Annotated in this window: 18 protein-coding genes and 1 pseudogene; 14 read left to right on the top strand and 5 right to left on the bottom strand. The window is 57.8% G+C overall.

The window, feature by feature from the left end; genetic code table 11:
* Positions 1 to 6: 6 nt before the first annotated feature.
* The 3 genes from ACJ8PL_RS22695 to ACJ8PL_RS22705 are packed head-to-tail and all read right to left on the bottom strand — an operon-like array spanning position 7 to position 2,616.
* On the bottom strand, positions 7 to 534 hold the full coding sequence (locus ACJ8PL_RS22695; protein WP_049300399.1) for a GNAT family N-acetyltransferase: 528 nt from the start codon (positions 532 to 534) through the stop codon (positions 7 to 9).
* Positions 534 to 1,952 carry an ATP-binding protein gene (locus ACJ8PL_RS22700; protein WP_016930000.1) on the bottom strand — a complete coding sequence of 473 codons (1,419 nt, stop codon included), beginning with the start codon at positions 1,950 to 1,952 and terminating at the stop codon, positions 534 to 536. Before ACJ8PL_RS22700 ends, ACJ8PL_RS22695 begins: the two co-directional genes overlap by 1 nt.
* A gap of 4 nt (positions 1,953 to 1,956) precedes the next feature.
* A complete protein-coding gene (locus ACJ8PL_RS22705) occupies positions 1,957 to 2,616 on the bottom strand; it encodes a response regulator (protein WP_016929999.1) in 660 nt (219 codons plus the stop codon).
* A 189-nt stretch (positions 2,617 to 2,805) separates the two neighbouring features.
* Between ACJ8PL_RS22705 and ACJ8PL_RS22710 the strand changes: the two genes are divergently transcribed.
* The 12 genes and pseudogenes from ACJ8PL_RS22710 (at position 2,806) to rbsK (ending at position 12,883) form a co-directional block, all read left to right on the top strand.
* A complete protein-coding gene (locus ACJ8PL_RS22710; RefSeq protein ID WP_016929998.1) occupies positions 2,806 to 3,039 on the top strand; it encodes a hypothetical protein in 234 nt (77 codons plus the stop codon).
* A 96-nt stretch (positions 3,040 to 3,135) separates the two neighbouring features.
* The gene (locus ACJ8PL_RS22715; RefSeq protein WP_048797029.1) at positions 3,136 to 3,882 is read left to right on the top strand and encodes an SDR family oxidoreductase; all 747 of its coding nucleotides are present in this window, start codon (positions 3,136 to 3,138) and stop codon (positions 3,880 to 3,882) included.
* A 77-nt stretch (positions 3,883 to 3,959) separates the two neighbouring features.
* Positions 3,960 to 4,282: pseudogene (locus ACJ8PL_RS22720) on the top strand (BrnT family toxin).
* On the top strand, positions 4,245 to 4,562 hold the full coding sequence (locus ACJ8PL_RS22725; RefSeq protein WP_004931651.1) for a BrnA antitoxin family protein: 318 nt from the start codon (positions 4,245 to 4,247) through the stop codon (positions 4,560 to 4,562). The pseudogene ACJ8PL_RS22720 and the gene ACJ8PL_RS22725 overlap by 38 nt, the downstream one beginning before the upstream one ends.
* A gap of 381 nt (positions 4,563 to 4,943) precedes the next feature.
* Positions 4,944 to 5,762, top strand: a complete 819-nt coding sequence (locus tag ACJ8PL_RS22730; RefSeq protein WP_016929989.1) for a DeoR/GlpR family DNA-binding transcription regulator — start codon at positions 4,944 to 4,946, stop codon at positions 5,760 to 5,762.
* A 48-nt stretch (positions 5,763 to 5,810) separates the two neighbouring features.
* Positions 5,811 to 6,794, top strand: coding sequence for a substrate-binding domain-containing protein (locus ACJ8PL_RS22735; RefSeq protein WP_025304134.1), 984 nt, complete (start codon positions 5,811 to 5,813; stop codon positions 6,792 to 6,794).
* A 2-nt stretch (positions 6,795 to 6,796) separates the two neighbouring features.
* Positions 6,797 to 8,314, top strand: a complete 1,518-nt coding sequence (locus ACJ8PL_RS22740) for a sugar ABC transporter ATP-binding protein (RefSeq protein ID WP_028127692.1) — start codon at positions 6,797 to 6,799, stop codon at positions 8,312 to 8,314.
* A complete protein-coding gene (locus tag ACJ8PL_RS22745; protein ID WP_016929986.1) occupies positions 8,307 to 9,293 on the top strand; it encodes an ABC transporter permease in 987 nt (328 codons plus the stop codon). Before ACJ8PL_RS22740 ends, ACJ8PL_RS22745 begins: the two co-directional genes overlap by 8 nt.
* 10 nt (positions 9,294 to 9,303) lie before the next feature.
* Positions 9,304 to 10,338 carry an ABC transporter permease gene (locus tag ACJ8PL_RS22750; RefSeq protein WP_016929985.1) on the top strand — a complete coding sequence of 345 codons (1,035 nt, stop codon included), beginning with the start codon at positions 9,304 to 9,306 and terminating at the stop codon, positions 10,336 to 10,338.
* A 31-nt stretch (positions 10,339 to 10,369) separates the two neighbouring features.
* Positions 10,370 to 11,041, top strand: coding sequence for a D-allulose 6-phosphate 3-epimerase (gene alsE / locus ACJ8PL_RS22755; RefSeq protein ID WP_079450556.1), 672 nt, complete (start codon positions 10,370 to 10,372; stop codon positions 11,039 to 11,041).
* A 10-nt stretch (positions 11,042 to 11,051) separates the two neighbouring features.
* The gene (gene alsK, locus ACJ8PL_RS22760) at positions 11,052 to 11,960 is read left to right on the top strand and encodes an allose kinase (RefSeq protein ID WP_016929983.1); all 909 of its coding nucleotides are present in this window, start codon (positions 11,052 to 11,054) and stop codon (positions 11,958 to 11,960) included.
* On the top strand, positions 11,957 to 12,883 hold the full coding sequence (gene rbsK, locus ACJ8PL_RS22765) for a ribokinase (RefSeq protein WP_337040135.1): 927 nt from the start codon (positions 11,957 to 11,959) through the stop codon (positions 12,881 to 12,883). Before alsK ends, rbsK begins: the two co-directional genes overlap by 4 nt.
* A gap of 323 nt (positions 12,884 to 13,206) precedes the next feature.
* On the opposite strand, the gene ACJ8PL_RS22770 is transcribed toward rbsK, so the two are convergent.
* Both ACJ8PL_RS22770 and ACJ8PL_RS22775 read right to left on the bottom strand, forming a co-directional pair.
* Positions 13,207 to 16,359 carry a DUF4214 domain-containing protein gene (locus ACJ8PL_RS22770; protein WP_442531400.1) on the bottom strand — a complete coding sequence of 1,051 codons (3,153 nt, stop codon included), beginning with the start codon at positions 16,357 to 16,359 and terminating at the stop codon, positions 13,207 to 13,209.
* A gap of 216 nt (positions 16,360 to 16,575) precedes the next feature.
* Complete coding sequence (locus tag ACJ8PL_RS22775; RefSeq protein ID WP_028127691.1) at positions 16,576 to 17,184, bottom strand: HD domain-containing protein; 609 nt, start codon at positions 17,182 to 17,184, stop codon at positions 16,576 to 16,578.
* Between the two features lie 183 nt (positions 17,185 to 17,367).
* Here ACJ8PL_RS22775 and trhA point away from each other — a divergent pair, with 183 nt between their 5' ends.
* Both trhA and ACJ8PL_RS22785 read left to right on the top strand, forming a co-directional pair.
* A complete protein-coding gene (trhA, locus tag ACJ8PL_RS22780) occupies positions 17,368 to 18,042 on the top strand; it encodes a PAQR family membrane homeostasis protein TrhA (RefSeq protein WP_028127690.1) in 675 nt (224 codons plus the stop codon).
* Positions 18,043 to 18,192: 150 nt separating this feature from the next.
* Positions 18,193 to 18,690 (top strand): DUF2165 family protein, encoded by a 498-nt coding sequence (locus tag ACJ8PL_RS22785; RefSeq protein ID WP_079452406.1) that lies wholly within the window; start codon positions 18,193 to 18,195, stop codon positions 18,688 to 18,690.
* Positions 18,691 to 18,696 lie beyond the last annotated feature (6 nt).

Here is an 18,696-nt window from a genome sequence, read left to right on the forward strand (position 1 = left end):
CGGCCGTTAGCGGCAAGGGCAGACCAGATGAATATCCTCCGGCTCACGGGCGAACAATTCCGTATCCGGCTGTTCGATGAGTCGGCACCCTTGCGCCAGATAGAAGTCTACGGTGCTTTTATTGGGGATGGAGGAGACATACAGCCCGGCGGCGCCTTCTTGCGCCGCCTGACGCAGGCAGAGCTGGAACAGCTGCCTGCCTAACCCCTGGCCGCGTTTGTGCGCGCTGACATAAAAGAACAGCAGCTGGCGCAGATCCCGCTGTGGGCCGCGCGGTTCGGTGTCCAGCGCCGCCGCCGCCGCGATCTCCTCGCCTTCGAACAGCGCGAAGAACGCCCCGCCGCGATCGAAGCACGCTTCGTGGATCGGCGTATAGGTTTCCCGATCGTGCGGATCCCAGCCGCGCACATCGTAGTAGTCCGGGTAGGGGTGCAACTTGCCGTCCTGCAGGCGATACAGAGTGTCGATAATTTCGCTGCGGTCGATATCCCATAGCCGGTCGAGTTGCTGCCGTTGTAGCAGAACAGGGGCAATCATGGTCGTTGTTCACTCTCAGTCTGTGGCCGGTAACTTTCCGGCAAATCGATGATGAAGCCGATGCCGCGATCGTCGAGGCCTTCGGTGACGCGCAGCTGCGCGCCGATTTTGTCGGCCAGGTTGCGGGCGATGGCCAATCCGAGCCCGCTGCCGGTTTGCTGCGTGCCGGGCACGCGGTAAAAGCGCTCAAACAGGCGGGAACGGTGTTCTTCGCTTACTCCTGGGCCGTTGTCGCGCAACGTAATATAGCAGCCGAGCGGCGCCAGCGAGCGGATATTGGCTTCGATACGGCTGCCGGGGGGCGCGTACTTGAGCGCATTGTCCAGCAGATTGGTGAAGATGGCGATCAGCGCACGGCGATCGGTGCTCACCACCACATCCTCGCTGCCGTCGAGCGACAGTTCCACATCCTTTTCCAATGCATAGGGAACGTGCTGCGCGATGCATTTGCCAATTTCGGCGTAGATGTCCACCGCCTCAATCTTCAGCGGAAAATCTTCCGCCTCCAGCTTGGCCAGGTTGATCAGCTGGCGTGACAGCGACGCCGCGCGATCCAGCCCTTGTTGCATGTCGCCGATGATCTCCCGGCGTTCCTGCTGCTCGGTGACCTGGGTCAGCAAATGCAGCTGCGCCAGCACGGCGGCGATCGGCGTGCGCAGTTCGTGCGCGGCGTCGGCCATAAACCGTTTCTCGCGCTGATTGGCGGCGTCGATGCGGGCCATCAGTTTGTTGACCTCCATCACCACCGGCCGGATTTCCTGATACTGCTCGCTGACGTTGATCGGCGACAGGTTGCCAGGCTGGCGATCGGAGATGGTGCGGGCGATCTGGCGCAGCGGCCGCAGGCTGAAATAGGCGGTAAACAGCAAGGTGACGATGATGGCCGCCAGAATGCCCAGCAGCGGTACAGCGGTGCTCTCCGCCGGATTGCCGAACAGCGTGGTGCGATCGTTGAACGATTCGCCGACGATCACCCGGTACTGGCGCTTTTCGCTCCAGCTGCCGGCGAGATGCCAGTTGGCGCCGGCGTAATTGACGGAACCGGACAGCACCGAAGGCGGCAGGCGCAGCGGCTCTCCCTGCGTTTGCGAACTGTAAAGCACCCGGTTGTCTCGATCGTAAACCACAAACAGCGGGTGATAGTCGATTTCATCCTGCATGCCGTTATTGATGGAATCAATGTACATGCCTTCAATAGTCTTGATGATGCCGCGGTAATCGATATTGTCAGTGCCTGTTTCGTCGAGAATATTGGCGATGCCTGCAGCGACGATGCGTTGCTGGTTATCGAAATATTTCTCCATGTCGGGGTAATACCAATATTTCACCCAGGCGACGAGGAGCCCCCACAATAATAAAATGGCCAGCACCTGGAAAATAATGGTGCGCATAAAGAAGGATTTGAAACCGATCATTCCGCTACTCTTTCTTCAGCAAATAGCCAATGCCGCGTACGGTAATCACTCTTTCTTTACCGATCTTGCGCCGTAAATTATGCATGTGCACTTCCAGCGAGTTGCTTTCCACGCTGTCGCCGTGGCCGAACAGCCGCTGTTCCAACACCGCTTTGCGCACCACGGTGCCGGCGCAACGCATCAGTTCGTGCAGCAGGTGATACTCTTTTTTCGACAGCATCAGCAATTCGTTATCCAGCATGACCTGATGGTTGACCGGATCGAGATACAGCGCGCCGAGGCTCCAGGTTTGTGACGCGAAGCCCGCCATGCGCCGGTTGACCGCCTTGACGCGCGAGATGAGTTCGGGCAGCGCAAAGGGTTTGGCCAGAAAGTCGTCCGCGCCGGAGTCCAGGCTGTTCACCAGGCTTTCAATGCGGTCGCGGGCGGTCAGGATGATGATCGGGATATTTTGCCCGGCGGCGCGCCAGGCGATCAGCTTCTGCAAACCGTCGCCGTCCGGCAGCGTGAGATCCAGCAGCATCAGATCGAATCCGCCGGATGAAAGTTTATTTTCCGCGTCGGCGATCAGGCGCACCCAGCACAAATTAAAGCCGGCCAGCTCCAATGCGCGGCACAGCGCCTTGCCTAATTGCAGGTCGTCTTCCACCAACAGTATGTTCACGTTATTTCCGCTGAGATCCTTGAGTCGCGCTTATCTAACTATAACGCTGACGGGAAGACAACGGGGAAACCTGCTCGGCCTGCGCGTTCTTAAGCAAACCTTAATCTGGCTTTAATCTCGCGTTAAGGGAGCACGGAAGAATTTCAGTTATTTTGCTGCCATTCGAAATCATGGCTGGGGGAGCGAAACATGCAGACTGAAGGTTTCCCGAACGCGGGCGCCTCGCGGCGGCTGATGTATTCAAGCGTGGCGATGCTGCTCGTTCTGTTGCTGTTGTCTTTTCGCGGTGATGCGCAGAGCCATAGCCACGGCGGCCATCATGCTTCCGCTTTGCAGCGGGTGCATCAGGCGGCGGCGACGGATGCTTACGGCTGCGCCAAGTCGCGCATTAAAAAGCAGCTGCGCCGCCTGGCTCAGCTTTGAAGCGGTTTTTAGGATGCCGCTCTATACTCTGACGGGCATACGGGGCGCCTGCGGGCAGGCCGCTGTGTTGATATCGTTAACCAGAGAAAAAACAGTATGACGAAAGTGGCATTGGTAACCGGCGCAAGCCGGGGGATTGGCCGCGCGACCGCTCTGCTGCTGGCCCGGCAGGGCTATGCGGTGGGCGTGAATTACCTGCGTGACGAAAATGCGGCGCGCCAGGTGGTGGCGGAGATCGAGGCGCAGGGCGGCAAGGCGTTGGCGCTGCAGGCCGACGTGGCCGATGAAGCGCAGGTGATGGCGATGTTCAGGGCGCTGGATGCCGGGCTGGGCACGCTCAGCGCGCTGGTCAACAACGCCGGCATTCTGTTCCGGCAGGCGAACATTGAACAGTTGACCGCCGAGCGCATCAATCAGGTGCTCGGCACTAACGTCACCGGTTACTTCCTGTGTTGCCGCGAGGCGGTGAAACGTATGGCGCAGCGTCATGGCGGGCAGGGCGGCGCTATCGTCAATGTGTCTTCCGCCGCTTCTCGTTTAGGCGCGCCGGGGGAGTACGTGGATTATGCCGCCTCGAAAGGCGCCGTCGATTCGTTGACCATCGGGCTATCGCTGGAGGTGGCGGCGCAGGGCATCCGCGTCAACGGCGTGCGGCCTGGACTTATCTATACCGAGATACACGCCAGCGGCGGCGAACCCGGCCGGGTGGATCGCGTGAAGGGCAGTTTGCCGATGCAGCGCGGCGGCCAGCCGCAAGAAGTGGCGGAGGCGATCGCCTGGCTGCTGTCTGACGCCGCGTCTTACGTGACCGGCACCTTTATCGAGGCCGCAGGCGGGCGTTGAACGCATTCGGAGAATTTTGACATCCCTTCGGAGGTGAGGTATTTTGATTAAATAACAACCAAAATGTAGTTACAAAAATGTATGTTTATTTTGAATGGAATCAGGATAAAAATCACAGTAACCAGCGCAAACACCATGTCAGTTTTGAGATAGCGCACAGGTTTTTCTGGATCCCAACCATTTGGCTGTGCTGGAAAGGATCGAGGATGGAGAAGAACGTTGGCAAACGATCGGTATGGTCGGATCCTGTTTGCTATTGCTGGTGGCACATACGACGATCGAAACGGATGTCGAAGGCGATACAGTAGAGATCGTGCGTATCATTTCAGCACGCAAGGCCGATGCCAAAGAGAGGGGAAGAGATGAAGCGCAAAAATTCCGCCAAAAATCTGGCCCATAGCGTACTCCCGCCGTTGACGGAGGAGCAGAAAGCGCAAATTGCTTCACTGAGTGCGTTGCCGGACGAGGACATCGATTATGCCGATGCGCCGGCACTGGATGAGGAAAAGTGGCAGGCTGCGGTTCAGGGGCGTTTTTATAAACCGATGAAAGTATCGAAAACCATCCGCATCGATGCGGATGTGTTGGCCTGGCTTCAGCGGCCAGGCAAAGGCTATCAGAAACGCCTGAACGCCGTGTTGCGTGAGGCGATGTTGAAAGAGCATGAACACGGGGAATAATGTGTGCCAGGCGGCTAACGATCCGGTGAGGTTCTCACCGGATTTTTTTTGCTGTTTTTTCAGGTAATGCGTTATCAACGCCGGCGGTCTAATTGCGGCGCTCGGTCAAAACCACACAAACGGTCATTAACGGTCATGCTGCGGAGCGTGGAATTGTGACCGTTTACCGTTTCTCTCCTGTTTACCTCAGGCGTACGCGCATCATAACTGCCTGTTACTCCACACTTTCGTAATTATTCATTTCATTTCCTTCCCGATTTTTTTGACAACTATCACATCGCGATCGTTGACCGATCGCAGGGCGATGCGCTTTGCGTCCGCGCGCAAAACGCGACGCGGCAAATCGATATCGTAATCAACGTTGTGGAGGAGAAAAGAAACATGCTGCCTGTAGAACGTCATCGCTTTATCACCGAAGTCTTGAGCCAGCGCGGCCGCGTGATGGTGCAGGAGGTGGCGCAGCTGTGCCACATCTCTATCGAGACGGCGCGGCGTGATCTGGCCTTGCTTGAACGGCGCGGCCTGCTGCTGCGCAGCCACGGTGGCGCGGTGTTCGTCGAGCCGCCGGCGGCGGAGAAAACCTATGTGCCCGCCGAGATAGACCAGGGGGAATCTTTCCGCCAGCGCAGCAACGAGGCGCCGGAGCAGAAGACGCGCATCGCCAAACGCGCGCTGGAGTTTATCGCGCCGGGGGATTGCCTGCTGTTGGACAGCAGCTCTACCAGCTGGTTTTTGGCGCGCCAGCTGCCGGATATCTCGCTGGTGGTGCTGACCAACTCGCTGCACATCATCCAGACGCTGGCCTGCAAGGCCAACGTGCGCACCATCGGCCTGGGGGGCGAGTATTCCGCCAAGTACGAGGATTTTATCGGCGTGCTGGCGGAGCAGATGCTGAAAGAGTTCGTGATCAACAAGCTGTTCTTCTCCTGCCACGGCATTTGCCAGGACGGCGGCATCCGCGAGAGCAACGAGCACCATGCGCGGTTGAAGCAACAGATGCTGCTGGCCTCGGAGCGCAAGTTTCTGCTGGTGGACAGCAACAAGTTCGGCCGCCGCTCGTTCGCGCGTATCTGCCACTACCGGGAGATAGATACCTTAATCACCGACAGGCTTGGCGACGACGAATTTCGTCAGGAACTGGCCTGGAACAACGTCGACGTGATTGAAGTTTCACCCGCCGCGAAAAGGGCGGCGCGATAACAACAACGAAAACCCTTTATTACAGCCAACACTTGTGGAGAGAGAACAATGAAAAAATCCGTACTGGTCGGTCTGTTTGCCTCGCTGCTGCTGTCGGTCTCCGCGCAGGCGGCGGACAAGCTGAAAATGGGCGTGGTGGTGAAGATCGGCGGCATTCCCTGGTTCAACGCCATGGAGGCCGGCATCAAAAGCGAGAGCGCCAAACGCGGCATCGACGCCTGGATGGTCGGGCCGACGGCGGCGGATCCGGCGCTGCAGGTGCGCGCCATCGAGGATCTGATTGCGCAGAAGGTGGACATCATCGGCGTGGTGCCGAACGACGCCCGGGTGCTGGAGCCGGTGCTCAAGCGCGCGCAGGAAGCGGGCATCAAGGTGATCGTGCACGAATCCCCCGGCCAGAAGTACGCCGACTGGGATTTTGAGCTGGTGGACGCCTCGCAGCACGGGGTCAACCACATGAAAGCGCTGGCCGCCTGCATGAAAGAGCAGGGCAAGTACGCGGTATACGTCGGCAGCCTGACGGTGCCGCTGCACATCACCTGGTCGGACTCGGCCATCAACTACCAGAAGCAGCACTACCCGAACATGCAGCTGGTGGGCGACAAGTTCGGCGTGGGGGAGTCGCTGGATGACAGCGTACGCACCACCAACGATCTGATGGCCAAGTATCCCGATCTGAAAGGCGTGCTGGCGTTCGGTTCGCAGGGGCCGATCGGCGCCGGGCGTGCGGTGCTCAACCGCGGCAAAAGCAACGATATCTGCGTCATCGGGCCGTTCAGCCCGGGGCAGGGCGCTTCGCTGGTCAATCGCGGCGCCATCAAGGGCGGTTATATCTGGAATCCGATGGTGGCGGGCGAAGTGTTCGTGCGCATCGCCGACATGATGCACAAGGGCGAAAAAATCACCGATGGCATGACCATCGAAGGCATGGGCAAGGTGCAGGTGGATGCGCAGCAGCACACCATTCTCGGCAACGCCACCGAAAGCCTGGATAAGCAAAACTTGCCGAAGCTGGTGAAGATGGGGCTGTAATCATGGCGATTTCCGGCAATACGGCAATGCAGGGCGCGCCGCTTATCGAACTGCAACAGCTGTCGATGACCTTTGGCGGGCAGCGCGCGCTGAACGATATTTCATTGGCGCTGATGCCGGGGGAGGTGCACTGCCTGGCCGGCACCAATGGCTGCGGCAAGAGCACGCTGATCAAGGCGATCGCCGGCGTGTATCAACCGGATGATGGCAGCCGCATTACTCTTGATGGGCAAACCTTCGGCCGACTGTCGCCGGATCAGGCGCGCGCCTTCGGCATTCAGGTGATCTATCAGGATCTGTCGCTGTTTCCCAACCTGACGGTGGCGGAAAACATCGCCTTTGAGCACAACCTGCGCGGGCTGTTGGGGTGGCACCGCCCGGCCAGGCTGCGGCGCGCCGCCGAGCGCCTGCTGCAGGCGCTGAGTTTTAATCTGGATCTCGACAAACGGGTGGCGGAGCTGCCGATCGCCCAGCGCCAGCAGGTGGCGATCTGCCGCGCGCTGGTGGCGGAAGCGCGGCTGGTGATCATGGATGAACCGACAGCCTCGCTGACCCGCACCGAAGTCAACCAGCTGCTGCGTACGGTGGACTATCTGAAAGCGCAGGGCATCTGCGTGGTGTTCGTCAGCCACCGGCTGGACGAAGTGCTGGAGATCTCGGATCGCGTCACGGTGATCCGCGACGGTAACAAAGTCGGCACCTGGCCGGCGGCGGAGATCACCGGCGATCGTCTGACCGAGCTGATGACCGGCTTGAAGCTGGATTATCGCCTGAAGTCACCGAGCATGAATAAGGATCGGGTGATGCTGGAGGCGGATCGTCTCAGCCGCGCCGGGCAGTATCAGGATGTGAGCTTCCGGCTGCATCAGGGGGAGGTGCTCGGGCTGTGCGGGTTGCTCGGCTCCGGGCGCACCGAGCTGGCGCTGAGCCTGTTCGGCATGACCCGGCCGGACAGCGGCAAGCTTTACCTCGACAGTAAACCGGTGCGCTTTCGCGGCCATGAGGACGCGATCAAGGCCGGCATCGGCTACGTCTCGGAGGATCGCCTGACGCTGGGGCTGGTGCAGCAACAGTCGGTGGCGGATAACGCGGTGCTGACCATTCTCGATAAGCTGCGCGGGCGCTTTCGCCTGATCGACGACTACCGCAAGAATCGCATCGTCGCGGAGTGGATCGCCAAGCTCGGCGTGCGGGTGGCGGATCCGGATCAGGCGGTTTCGACGCTGTCCGGCGGCAATCAGCAAAAGATCGTGCTGGCCAAGTGGGTGCTGACCCAGCCGCGGATCCTGATCCTCGATTCGCCGACCGTCGGCGTCGACGTCGGCGCCAAGGCCAGCATCTACCAACTGATCCATCTGCTGGCGCAGGAGGGGATCGCCATTTTGCTGATCTCCGACGAGGTGCCGGAGGTGTATTACAACTGCGATCGGGTGCTGCACTTCAGCGGCGGCAGCGTGATCGGCGAATACCTGCCGGGGCAGGTGAGCCAGCAACAGCTGGCGGAGGCGGTCAATGCGTAGATTCAGTTTGAAACCGCGCGGCAACGAAGGCTATCTGGCCTGGGTACTGCTGCTGACGGTCATCGTCTTTTCACTGCTTAGCGATCGTTTTTTGACGGTGCAAAACCTGCTCGATCTCAGCGAAAGCTACGCGGTGAGCGGCATATTCGCCCTCGGCCTGTTTGTGGTGCTGGTGACCGGCGGCATCGATATCTCCTTCGCCGCGGTCGCCTCGGTGGTGCAATACCTGATCGCCACGCTGGCGACGCACTACGGCCTGGCCAACCCGGCGGGCAGCATTTTGCTGGCGTTGGCGTTCGGCGCCGCGCTCGGCATGGTCAACGCGCTGCTGATCTACTGCCTGCGTATCGTCTCGATCATTGTCACCATCAGCATGCAGGCGTTGTTGTTCGGCATGCTGATGTGGTTGACCAACGGCCGCAGCCTGTACGCATTGCCGGACTGGTGGACGTTGCCGCGCAGCGTGCTGCCGTTCCAACTGGGTGAACAGAGCTATCAGCTCGGTTTGCCGACGCTGGTGATGCTGGCGGTGGCGCTGTTGACCTGGCTGCTGCTGAACAAAACGCACCTCGGGCGCCAGCTGTTTGCCGTGGGCGGTGATGCGGAGTCGGCGCGGCGCATCGGCATCCGCGTCGGCCTGCTGCATCTGTTCGCCTATGGCTATCTGGGCGCGATGGCGGCGATCGGCGGCCTGGTGCAGGTGTATCGCATGGGGGAAGTGGTGCCCAACGCGTTGGTGGGCGGGGAGCTCGACGTGCTGGCGGCGGCGGTGCTGGGCGGCGCCAGCCTGAACGGCGGCAAGGGCAGCGTGGTCGGCACGCTGATGGGCGTCTTCCTGATCGGCGTGCTGAAAAACGGCCTCAACCTGATCGGCGTGTCCAGCTACTTCATGAACGTGGTGATCGGTCTGGTGATCGTCGCGGCGATCACCGTCACTCACTACAAGAAACGCAAAGAAACCGACGTTGGTTTCGCCTGAGGAGCGCCTGATGGGCAACAACCTGAAATTTCGTCCGGACGGGGTCGCCGTCGGTCTGCTGGCATTGCTGCTGGCGGTGGTGCTGGCCTTTAGCCTGCTGATGCCGGGGCGCTTCTTAAGCGGCGCCACCTTCACCAGCGTGGCCTTCCAGCTGCCGGAGCTGGGCCTGCTGACGCTGGCGATGTTCATTCCGATCCTCAGCGGCGGCCTGAACCTGTGCATTATCGCCAGCGCCAACCTGACCAGCCTGCTGATGGCCTGGCTGTTCATCAGCTATCTGCCGGCGGACGCCGGGCTGGGCTTGCAGGCGCTGTGGCTGGCGTTGGCGCTGGCGGCGGCGATGCTGCTGGCCGGGCTTATCGGCGCGGCGACCGGCGCATTGGTGGCCTACGTCGGCGCGCATCCGATTCTGGTGACGCTGGCCACCATGACCACGGTCAACGGCATCGGCATCTACCTGACGCGCGGCGCGGCCCTGAGCGGCATGCCGGAGATCGTGCGGTTTATCGGCGCTGAGCGCGTGCTGGGCGTGCCGGTACCGCTGTGGATCTTCCTGGCGGTCGCCGCCTTGCTGGCGTTGTTCTTGCAGAAAACCCGGCTCGGCAAATGCATCTACATGAGCGGCAGCAACATCAACGCCACCCACTTCAGCGGCGTGAATACCCATCGGGTGCTGATCGCTATTTACACCCTCTCCAGCCTGCTGTGCGTCATTGCCGGGCTGGTGATGATGGCGCGCTTCAACTCGGCGCGCATGGGTTACGGCGACTCCTACCTGCTGCTCACGGTGCTGGCGATCATTCTGGGCGGCACCGATCCGTTCGGCGGTTTTGGCCGGGTCAGCGGCGTGGTGTTGGCGCTGATCGTGCTGCAGGTGATCGCGACCGGTTTGAACCTGATGAACGTCAGCCCGCATTTCAGTCTGGCGATGTGGGGCGCGGTGCTGATTGCGGTGCTGGCGATGAAGTTTTTCCGGCATCGCTATCGGCAGCGGCGGGCGATGCGCCGCAGCGCGGCCCAGGCCAGAACCGCGGCGGGCCACTGATCCCTTTTCCCTTTTGCGCAGGATAACGCTAATGAAATACCAGATTTCACCTTCACTGATGTGCATGAACCTGATGGATATTCGCCAGCAATTGGCGGTGCTGAATCGCCGCGCCGATATGCTGCATATCGACATCATGGACGGGCACTACGTTAAAAACATCACGCTGTCGCCGTTCTTTATCGAACAGATCCGCCCGCACACCTCGTTGTTGCTGGATGTGCATCTGATGGTGGAGAACCCGACCGATTTCATCGACCCGATCGCCCGCGCCGGCGCGGACTTTATCTGCCCGCACGCCGAAACCATCAACCGCGACGCGTTTCGGGTGATCAATCAAATCCGCGCGCTGGGCAAAAAAGTGGGGGTGGTGCTGAACCCGGCCACGCCGGTGGAGTTTATCCGCCACTACCTTCACCTGCTGGACAAGGTCACGGTGATGACCGTCGATCCCGGCTATGCCGGGCAGCCGTTCATTCCCGAAATGCTGGACAAGATCCGCCAGTTGCGCGATCTGAAAAGCCAACAAAATCTGCGCTATCTGATCGAGATCGACGGATCCTGCAATCAGCGCACCTACCGCGATCTGATGGGCGCCGGTGCGGAGGTGTTGATCGTCGGCAGCTCCGGGTTGTTCAACCTCGATCCGGATCTGGAGACGGCATGGGAAAAAATGCTGGATCAAATGCGGCAGGCGGCCTGAGGCGGGGGATATGATGCGGCATTTTCTTGGCGTTGACGTTGGCGGCACCAATACCCGCCTGCTGTTGATGGATGATGACGGCGAGTTTAGCGCTTACCGCAAGATAGCGACCGCCGACTGGGCGCGGCAGGCCGATCCGCTGGCGGCGTTGGGCCGCCTGATCGCCGGGCATAGCCAGGATCGTCAGGTGGCGCAGGTGATGCTTGGGTTGCCGGGGATCCTCAGCCGCGATCGCTCGCGGGTGCTGTCGCTGCCGTTCATTCCGGCACTGGACGCCCAGCCGGTGGCGGCGCTGTTGGCCGATTTGCTGGCGCTGCCGGTGCGAATGGACAAGGATGTCAACCATCTGCTGTGGTGGGATTTGCAGCAGTTGCCGGCGCTGCCGCAGGTGGCGGTGGGGCTGTATCTGGGCACCGGCATGGGCAACAGCCTGTGGCTTAACGGCGACTTTTACCACGGGGCGCACGGCGCCGCCGGCGAGTTGGGGCACATTCCCTGGCCGGGCCATCTGGGCGAGTGCCCGTGCGGCAAACGGGGCTGCGTCGAGAGTTTGACCTCCGGCCATTGGCTGACCGGCTGGGCGCGCGCCAATGCGGCGCAAACGCCGTTCGACCGGCTGTTCGAGCGCCATGGCGATCATCCGGATTTGCAGCGTTTCGTCGAACGATTGGCGCAGACCATCGCCATCGAAATGAACGTGATCGACCCCCAACGGCTGATCCTGGGCGGCGGCGTGATCGCCATGCGCGGTTTTCCGTTGGCGCGGCTGGAGCAAGAGATCCGCCGTCATCTGCGCGGGCCGCAGCCGGCACAGGGGCTGGCGATCTCCATCAGCCGCCTGACCGATGAAACCGGCAGCAAAGGCGCCTGTCTGGCCGCACGGCGCCACTTCCAATTAAGCAGGGAGTACCAGCAATGAAAGGCAAAGTCTGCGTGTTCGGTTCGTTCAACCTGGATATCGTCGCCGGCATGGCGCGGTTTCCGCAGCCTGGCGAATCGCTGATCGCCCGTAACAGCATGATGGGCGCGGGCGGCAAGGGCGCCAACCAGGCCACCGCCGCCCTGCGCGCCGGGGCGCGGGTACATTATATCGGCAAGGTGGGGCGCGACGACTTCGGCACCTTCGCCCGGCGCCATCTCGCCGCGGCCGGTTTCGATGCGGTGACGCTGTTCTCGACCGGCGATTGCCCGACCGGCAATGCGCTTATCTACGTTGCCGGCGAGGATGCGGAGAACATGATCGCCGTCGATCCCGGTGCCAACCTGACGGTCAGCGAGGACGAGGTGCGCCAGTGCCGCCCGGCGATCGCCGCGGCGGATATTCTGTTGACCCAACTGGAGAACAACCTGCCGGCGATCGAACAAGTGATCGCCATCGCCCGCGAGGCGCGGACGTTCATCATTCTCAACCCGGCGCCGTTTCAACCGGTGCCGGACAGCCTGTTGGCGCAGGTCGATCTGCTGACGCCCAACGCCACCGAATGCACATTGCTGAGCGGCGTGCCGGTGCGGGATGTGGCTTCGGCGCGCCAGGCGGCGCAGGTGCTGCACGCCAAGGGCATTCGTTTGCTGATCGTGACCTTGGGCACGCAGGGGGCGTTGTTCTCGGATGGGGAACACAGTGAGCTGATCCCGGCGTTTCCGGCGCAGCCGAAAGACACCACCGGCGCGGGGGATGCGTTTAACGGCGCCCTGGCGGCGCAGTTGGCGAATCAGGTGCCGTTAGCCGATGCGGTGCGCTTCGCCGCCGCCTACGCGGCGGTCTGCGTGGAACGCGCCGGGGCGGCGGGGTCGATGCCGAGCTATGAGGAAGCGTTGGAACGCCAGCAGGCGTTCGCGTGACAAAGACGGGCTGCGGCCAAGAGGCGGCAGCCCGGTTCCCTTACTTCAACCAGCCTTTGCGCTGCGCGTCCCGCAGATGTTGCTCCGTGTTCCTGCCATAAAGCGGTGAAATACTCATACAGTGCGCCTGGCAGCATGCCCAATAGATGGCGCGCCACCGCTACTCATCACTGAACCGTTTCTGTCCCGGGTACGTTATGCCGGGCCGTCGCTGGCCTGCATTCGGGGGGCGGTGATTGCCGCGAAGGAGAGGGCGCACAAACCGTAGTAACTTTCACGCCGGGTTAAAGCCCGGCGTGAAAGTTACGCATGATAAATAACAGCTATGCAGCGACGGCATCGTGAGTAAAACTGCCAATGCCATTAACTTCCAGAACAGGTGAATCGTAATGGGCCATTTTGAAGGCATTGTCGTTTGTGAGACCAAAAATAATGTCATCGTTGTCCAAACTGTGATTCAGGTTCTTATCCACCATCACAAAATAGGATCCATTCAACGATAAGGCGCTGACTTCGCTCAATGTATTCTGACTGTGGCCTTGAGTGACTTTAGAGACCAGTTCAATGAACAATTGTTGCGGAGTCGTATTCGTCTGAACATTCATTCCGGAGAGTAGCACTGTCAGGTCATTCAGGGATAAACTGCCGACGAGATCGATAGTCTTGCTGCCACCTGCGGAAAAGAGCCACTGCCGATCGACATCACCGACGACAATGTTGTCGCCTTCGACCCATGATGCATTTTGCGCGCTGCTGTTTTCGTAATCGTTAAAGGTGACCATGTTATCAATGGTACTGTGGCTGAATACCACCGTATCCGCGCCTTGGCCGGTTGCCAGACTCGTATTGCCCATTACGTTGTAGAGATGATTAGCCTGGATGCCGTTGGTCGTGGGGGCGTCGTTAGCGATCGACAGTTGGTAACCGGCCATTTGGGACATGATGGTAGCGTATCCCGTCAGTCCGTCTAATTGTTTTAGCACCTGATAGAACAACCCGCCGCCGGTCCCCCCTTGTTCCAAGGTCAAATTCAGTGGTGTGCTATTAGCCATGTGACTGGTGATAGATTTCAATTCTTCGCTGAAATTGTTTTTGATGGTGAGGTTAAGCGCCTTATCGCCAGTAATGTTAATTTCACTGATATGGTTGTCATGGCCCTCAAGGCGTAGGGTATTTTCCGCATCCCCTTTAGATGATATTTCCAAAAACTCTCTGACCTCCGGAATGTCAGAGTCAATATAGACAGTATCGGTTTTGAACGATAAGGTACCGGCATCAGCGTGAGTGATATTCTTTGCATCAAAAGTGATGGTCATCACTGGCGAAAAGTTTTTATAGCGGTAATCGGGAGCGTACTCAAAGGTAATATGGCTGTTTTCACCGGCATTACCGGTGATTTCCAGGGCGCGTTGGCTAAAAGGGGCATCCATAAATGAATCTACCGGCACATTAATCACCGTAACGTTATCGGCAAAGCCAGACAGCGTAAAACCGTATGAACCCGTAAAGCCGTTTGGCATTCCCCACGCAGGATCCCAAAGTTCGGGGGCTTTCAGGTCGGTGACATGCGTATAATCCTTGTTGTGTATATTAGCGATAGAGAGATCGGCCAAGAGACCTATATCAAATACGTGCCTGCCCTCGTTGCCGACTAATTGTCCGTCAACGTAGATAGAACCCGTACCTCGATAGCCCGCCAAATCGAGCTGGGGAAAAAGCGTAAAGTTACCTACATTGGTGGCAATCGTGCCGGAAAGCGCACCATCGACACCCGTAGTGAGATAAACATTCTTGGTGATAAGGTTAGCCGCTAATACCGAGCCTTGGTCATACCCCTTAATTTTGAACGTATCGCTGACGCTATTGGCGCCGTCATTGATGCTATTGCCTTGCCATTGCACATTGATATTTTTTGCAAAGTTGAATCGAAGCTCACCGGTGGCATGCGCCATATCAGCATCTGCTGTGATGATGATATTTTGATTGTTTCCAGTAATAGGGTTTACCAAGGTGACATTCGGGTTTTTCAGGAATATATCAATATTATTGAGCGCTTGAGCGAACAACTTCAGCAAAACACTTTCAGTACCGTCGATGGTAAGAGTATGCCACCCACTCAATTGACTAATATCGATAGTGCCTGATGTTACGACGTTCAACGTAATGTCATTCAGCATGGATAACTCAGCGTTGGAGATAATATGTTCGACGCCATGATTATTTATTATCCCCGTTAACTCTCCGTTTTCACCACTTTTTGTCAGTACGCCCTGTTTGACATAGTTTAAGTTGGCCCCGATCTTTTGTTCGAATTGTTGGACTGCATAACTGCCTGGTGCTCCGCCATTGCCTGCAATAATACTCTCATTAGCACGGAAGTGCGCCAATACAGCCAGTGTCGCCTTCAGTGCATCGTTGCCACTTTCGTTCATAATTGCGACAGACTCGGCTGTCGTCATGGGTCTTCCCCATAGGTTATTGAATATTATCTGGTACGAGGCGGCTTTGGCGAAAGCAGGTTGCTTAGAGAACATGGCGAGGATGTCACTCTCGGATCGCCCAGCGGCTAATTGCTTACTGTAGGTATCCAATGCATTGGCATCAATATAATAACCGGCAATGCTCAAGTATATTGCAGTGATGGCTTCCTGATACTCCGGTGCGGGTAACTCTCCAGCAGCATAAACATGCGTGTTAGCCAAAAAAATTGCTTTGGCATCAGCATGAACGCTGGTTTCATCATTGCGGATATCATTAATCATGCGTACTATGACATCACCACGGCTTTCTGTATTGGTATTTAACCCGGTAGTATATTTTTGTAGTTGGTCGTTATCGGGGGCTGATCCAAAAATATTTTCATAGATTTTGAGGACGAAATCCTTGTCGCTAAGGTTCGACAACGTTTTTTTACCTTCGACAAACTTTTGTGCAATCAAATTTAACTTTTCAGGGTGACTATTTATCACATTACCCCAATAGTTTATCCCATCGGACGTCATCGTGGATTTCACTGCATAATAAAAACCTTGCACCCATTCAGCCCCGTCTGATACTGAGCTGTTAAAAGAGGGAAATAGCGTTTGATTAACGGTTTCAATCAACGCAGCTTGTTGTTCTTGCAAGAGGGCATCTTGCCCGGAGTAGTGCAGAAGATCGTTGCTCATGTAAGCGGCAAGGCTACCGAGATCACCGCTCTTCTCCAATCGACTGAGAAGATAAGTGAGAGTTTCTTCCGATGCGTCGGCACCATGAATATTGTGGTAAATAAACTGTATTTTCTCACGTTCATTTAACTCTGACAGGCGTGCTTGACCTAATTCAGAATTGATTAATTTATTTGCTAATGTAGAAAAGGAGAAATTTTCTTGCGTTGATTTTTTTGAAAAATAATCAATGTCCTTGATGTCGGCTTTTTTCCCTATGATGGCATAAAATAATGCGGCGACATCGCGTTGAACGAAGATTGAGCTCATGACTTTTCCCAGAGAAATAGATTCGCAAAAGGTAAGTAAAGAAGAGAATTTGGGCTTAAGCAAGTATGAGACAGGCTACGTGTCTGGCTAGGGAGCAGTGGCTTTGCCTTGAACTGACCGCTACGATGGCGGCTAAAAGCAAGCTATGGCGCCTCTGGAGATGAGGCGGCACTGTGAAATCAATAGGCTGCAGTGTACTCACTGCAGCAGATACAATTACTTCAACCAGCCTTTGCGCTGCGCGTCCCGCAGATGTTGCTCCATATGGTGCCACAGCTCGGGGTGTACGTCGGCGATCGACGCATTGCGCGCCAGCACCTGCTCCAGGCTGATGCCGTTTTCCACCCAGCTCTGGCCTTCGTTGTGCAGATTCATCAGCATCGGCATGGTGCGATCCAGCAGCAAGGCGAAGCGCGCATCGGCGCTTTCGCCATCTTCATACTCCTGCCATAAAGCGGTGAAATACTCGCGCTGAGCCTCCGGCAACATGCCGAACAGACGGCGAGCCGCCGCCACTTCCTGATCGTGGATCGCCGCGCGGGCCGCCAGATCGTAGACCAGCACGTCGCCGGCGTCGATTTCCACGATGTCATGCAGCAGCGCCATCTGGATCACGCGCTGAATGTCTACGTCATCACCGGCGTAGGGCGCCAGGCTCATGGCGGCGATGGCGAAGTGCCAGCTGTGTTCGGCGGAGTTTTCCTGGCGTTGGGTGCCCAGTACCTTGGTGCGGCGTTGTACGCCTTTCAACTTATCGATTTCCATCAGGAACTGGATGGTCTGGGTCATTGAACCGAAATCTAACGCGGGTACAGCGGATGACATGGTGTAAACCTCAAGATGGGTGGGTTGAAGCCTGACGATTGTAGACCAGCGGGCGGGGGATTTCGATGGTTACACGCGTTCACATTTTTATTTTAGCGTACACGTGTACACTGGAATTATTCTCAGTTAAGCTGCTTTGCGTTAATTTCGCACAAAGCAGGGCATTTTGAGGGGTTGCGCGTTATGGGGAAAACGGACGTAGTGAAAGCCGGAAGCAATAAGATGGTCGCCGCGGCTTATCCGTGGGCGGAAGAGATCGCCAACAGCATCAGTCACGGTATCGGGCTGGTGTTCGGCATCGTCGGCCTGGTATTGCTGTTGGTGCAGGCGGTGAATACCGGCGCCGATGCGACGGCCATCACCAGTTACAGCCTGTACGGCGGCAGCATGATCCTGCTGTTTCTCGCTTCCACGCTCTACCATGCGATCCCGCATCAGAAGGCCAAGCATTGGCTGAAAAAATTTGACCACTGCGCCATTTATCTCCTGATTGCCGGCACTTACACCCCATTTTTACTCGTGGGACTGGATTCGCCGCTGGCGAAGGGCCTGATGGCGGTAATCTGGGGATTGGCGCTGCTCGGCGTGCTGTTCAAACTGGCCTTCGCCCACCGTTTTGAAGCCCTGTCGTTGGTGACCTACCTGACGATGGGCTGGCTGTCGCTGATCGTGATTTATCAGCTGGTTACGCGGCTGGAGGCCGGCGGCGTCACGCTGCTGGCGATCGGCGGGGTGGTCTATACCCTGGGCGTGATTTTCTACGCCTCCAAGCGCATTCGCTTTGGCCACGCCATTTGGCACGCCTTCGTGCTCGGCGGCAGCGCCTGCCATTTCATGGCGATCTACCTCTACGTCTAAGCGTTCACGCTACGTCTGAATGCGTATTGAACTGGCGCCTCTTTTGTTTTAAAAAAGAGGCGCTTGCTTCTTTCGGGTATCCAGCAAGCCCGTTCCTTCATTTCTGAGCCCGCATACCGTTTCTTTAACCTCTGTTCAGGACTCACCAAGATGATCGTTCGCTTATCCAAAGCGCTGCTGGTCTGCGCTATCGCCTTGTTCGCTTCGCTGGTCGCCTTCGGCAACATCACCGACTACGGTTCCAACTTCGCCTTCGTGCGCCACGTCTTTATGATGGACACGATTTTCCCCGACGCCACCATCGGCTACCGCTCGATACAGACGCCGTGGCTGCATCACGCCGGTTATATTTTCATCATTGCGCTGGAGAGCCTGACCGCGCTGCTGTGCTGGATTGGCGGCCTGCGCCTGCTGTGTGGCCTGAAACTGCCTGCGCACGCCTTTAACGGCCGGAAAAAGCTGGCGGTAGTGGGGCTGACGCTGGGCTTCCTCACTTGGCAGGTCGGCTTTATGTCGATTGGGGGCGAGTGGTTTGGCATGTGGATGTCGAAGCAGTGGAACGGCGTGCCGGATGCGTTTCGCTTCTTCGTCACCATCATTCTGGTGCTGATTTATCTGGTGCAGCGCGACGGGGAATTGGACGAGTAATGAAGA

The organism is Serratia sp. CY83965 (assembly GCF_052166375.1).
Taxonomy (GTDB): domain Bacteria; phylum Pseudomonadota; class Gammaproteobacteria; order Enterobacterales; family Enterobacteriaceae; genus Serratia; species Serratia marcescens.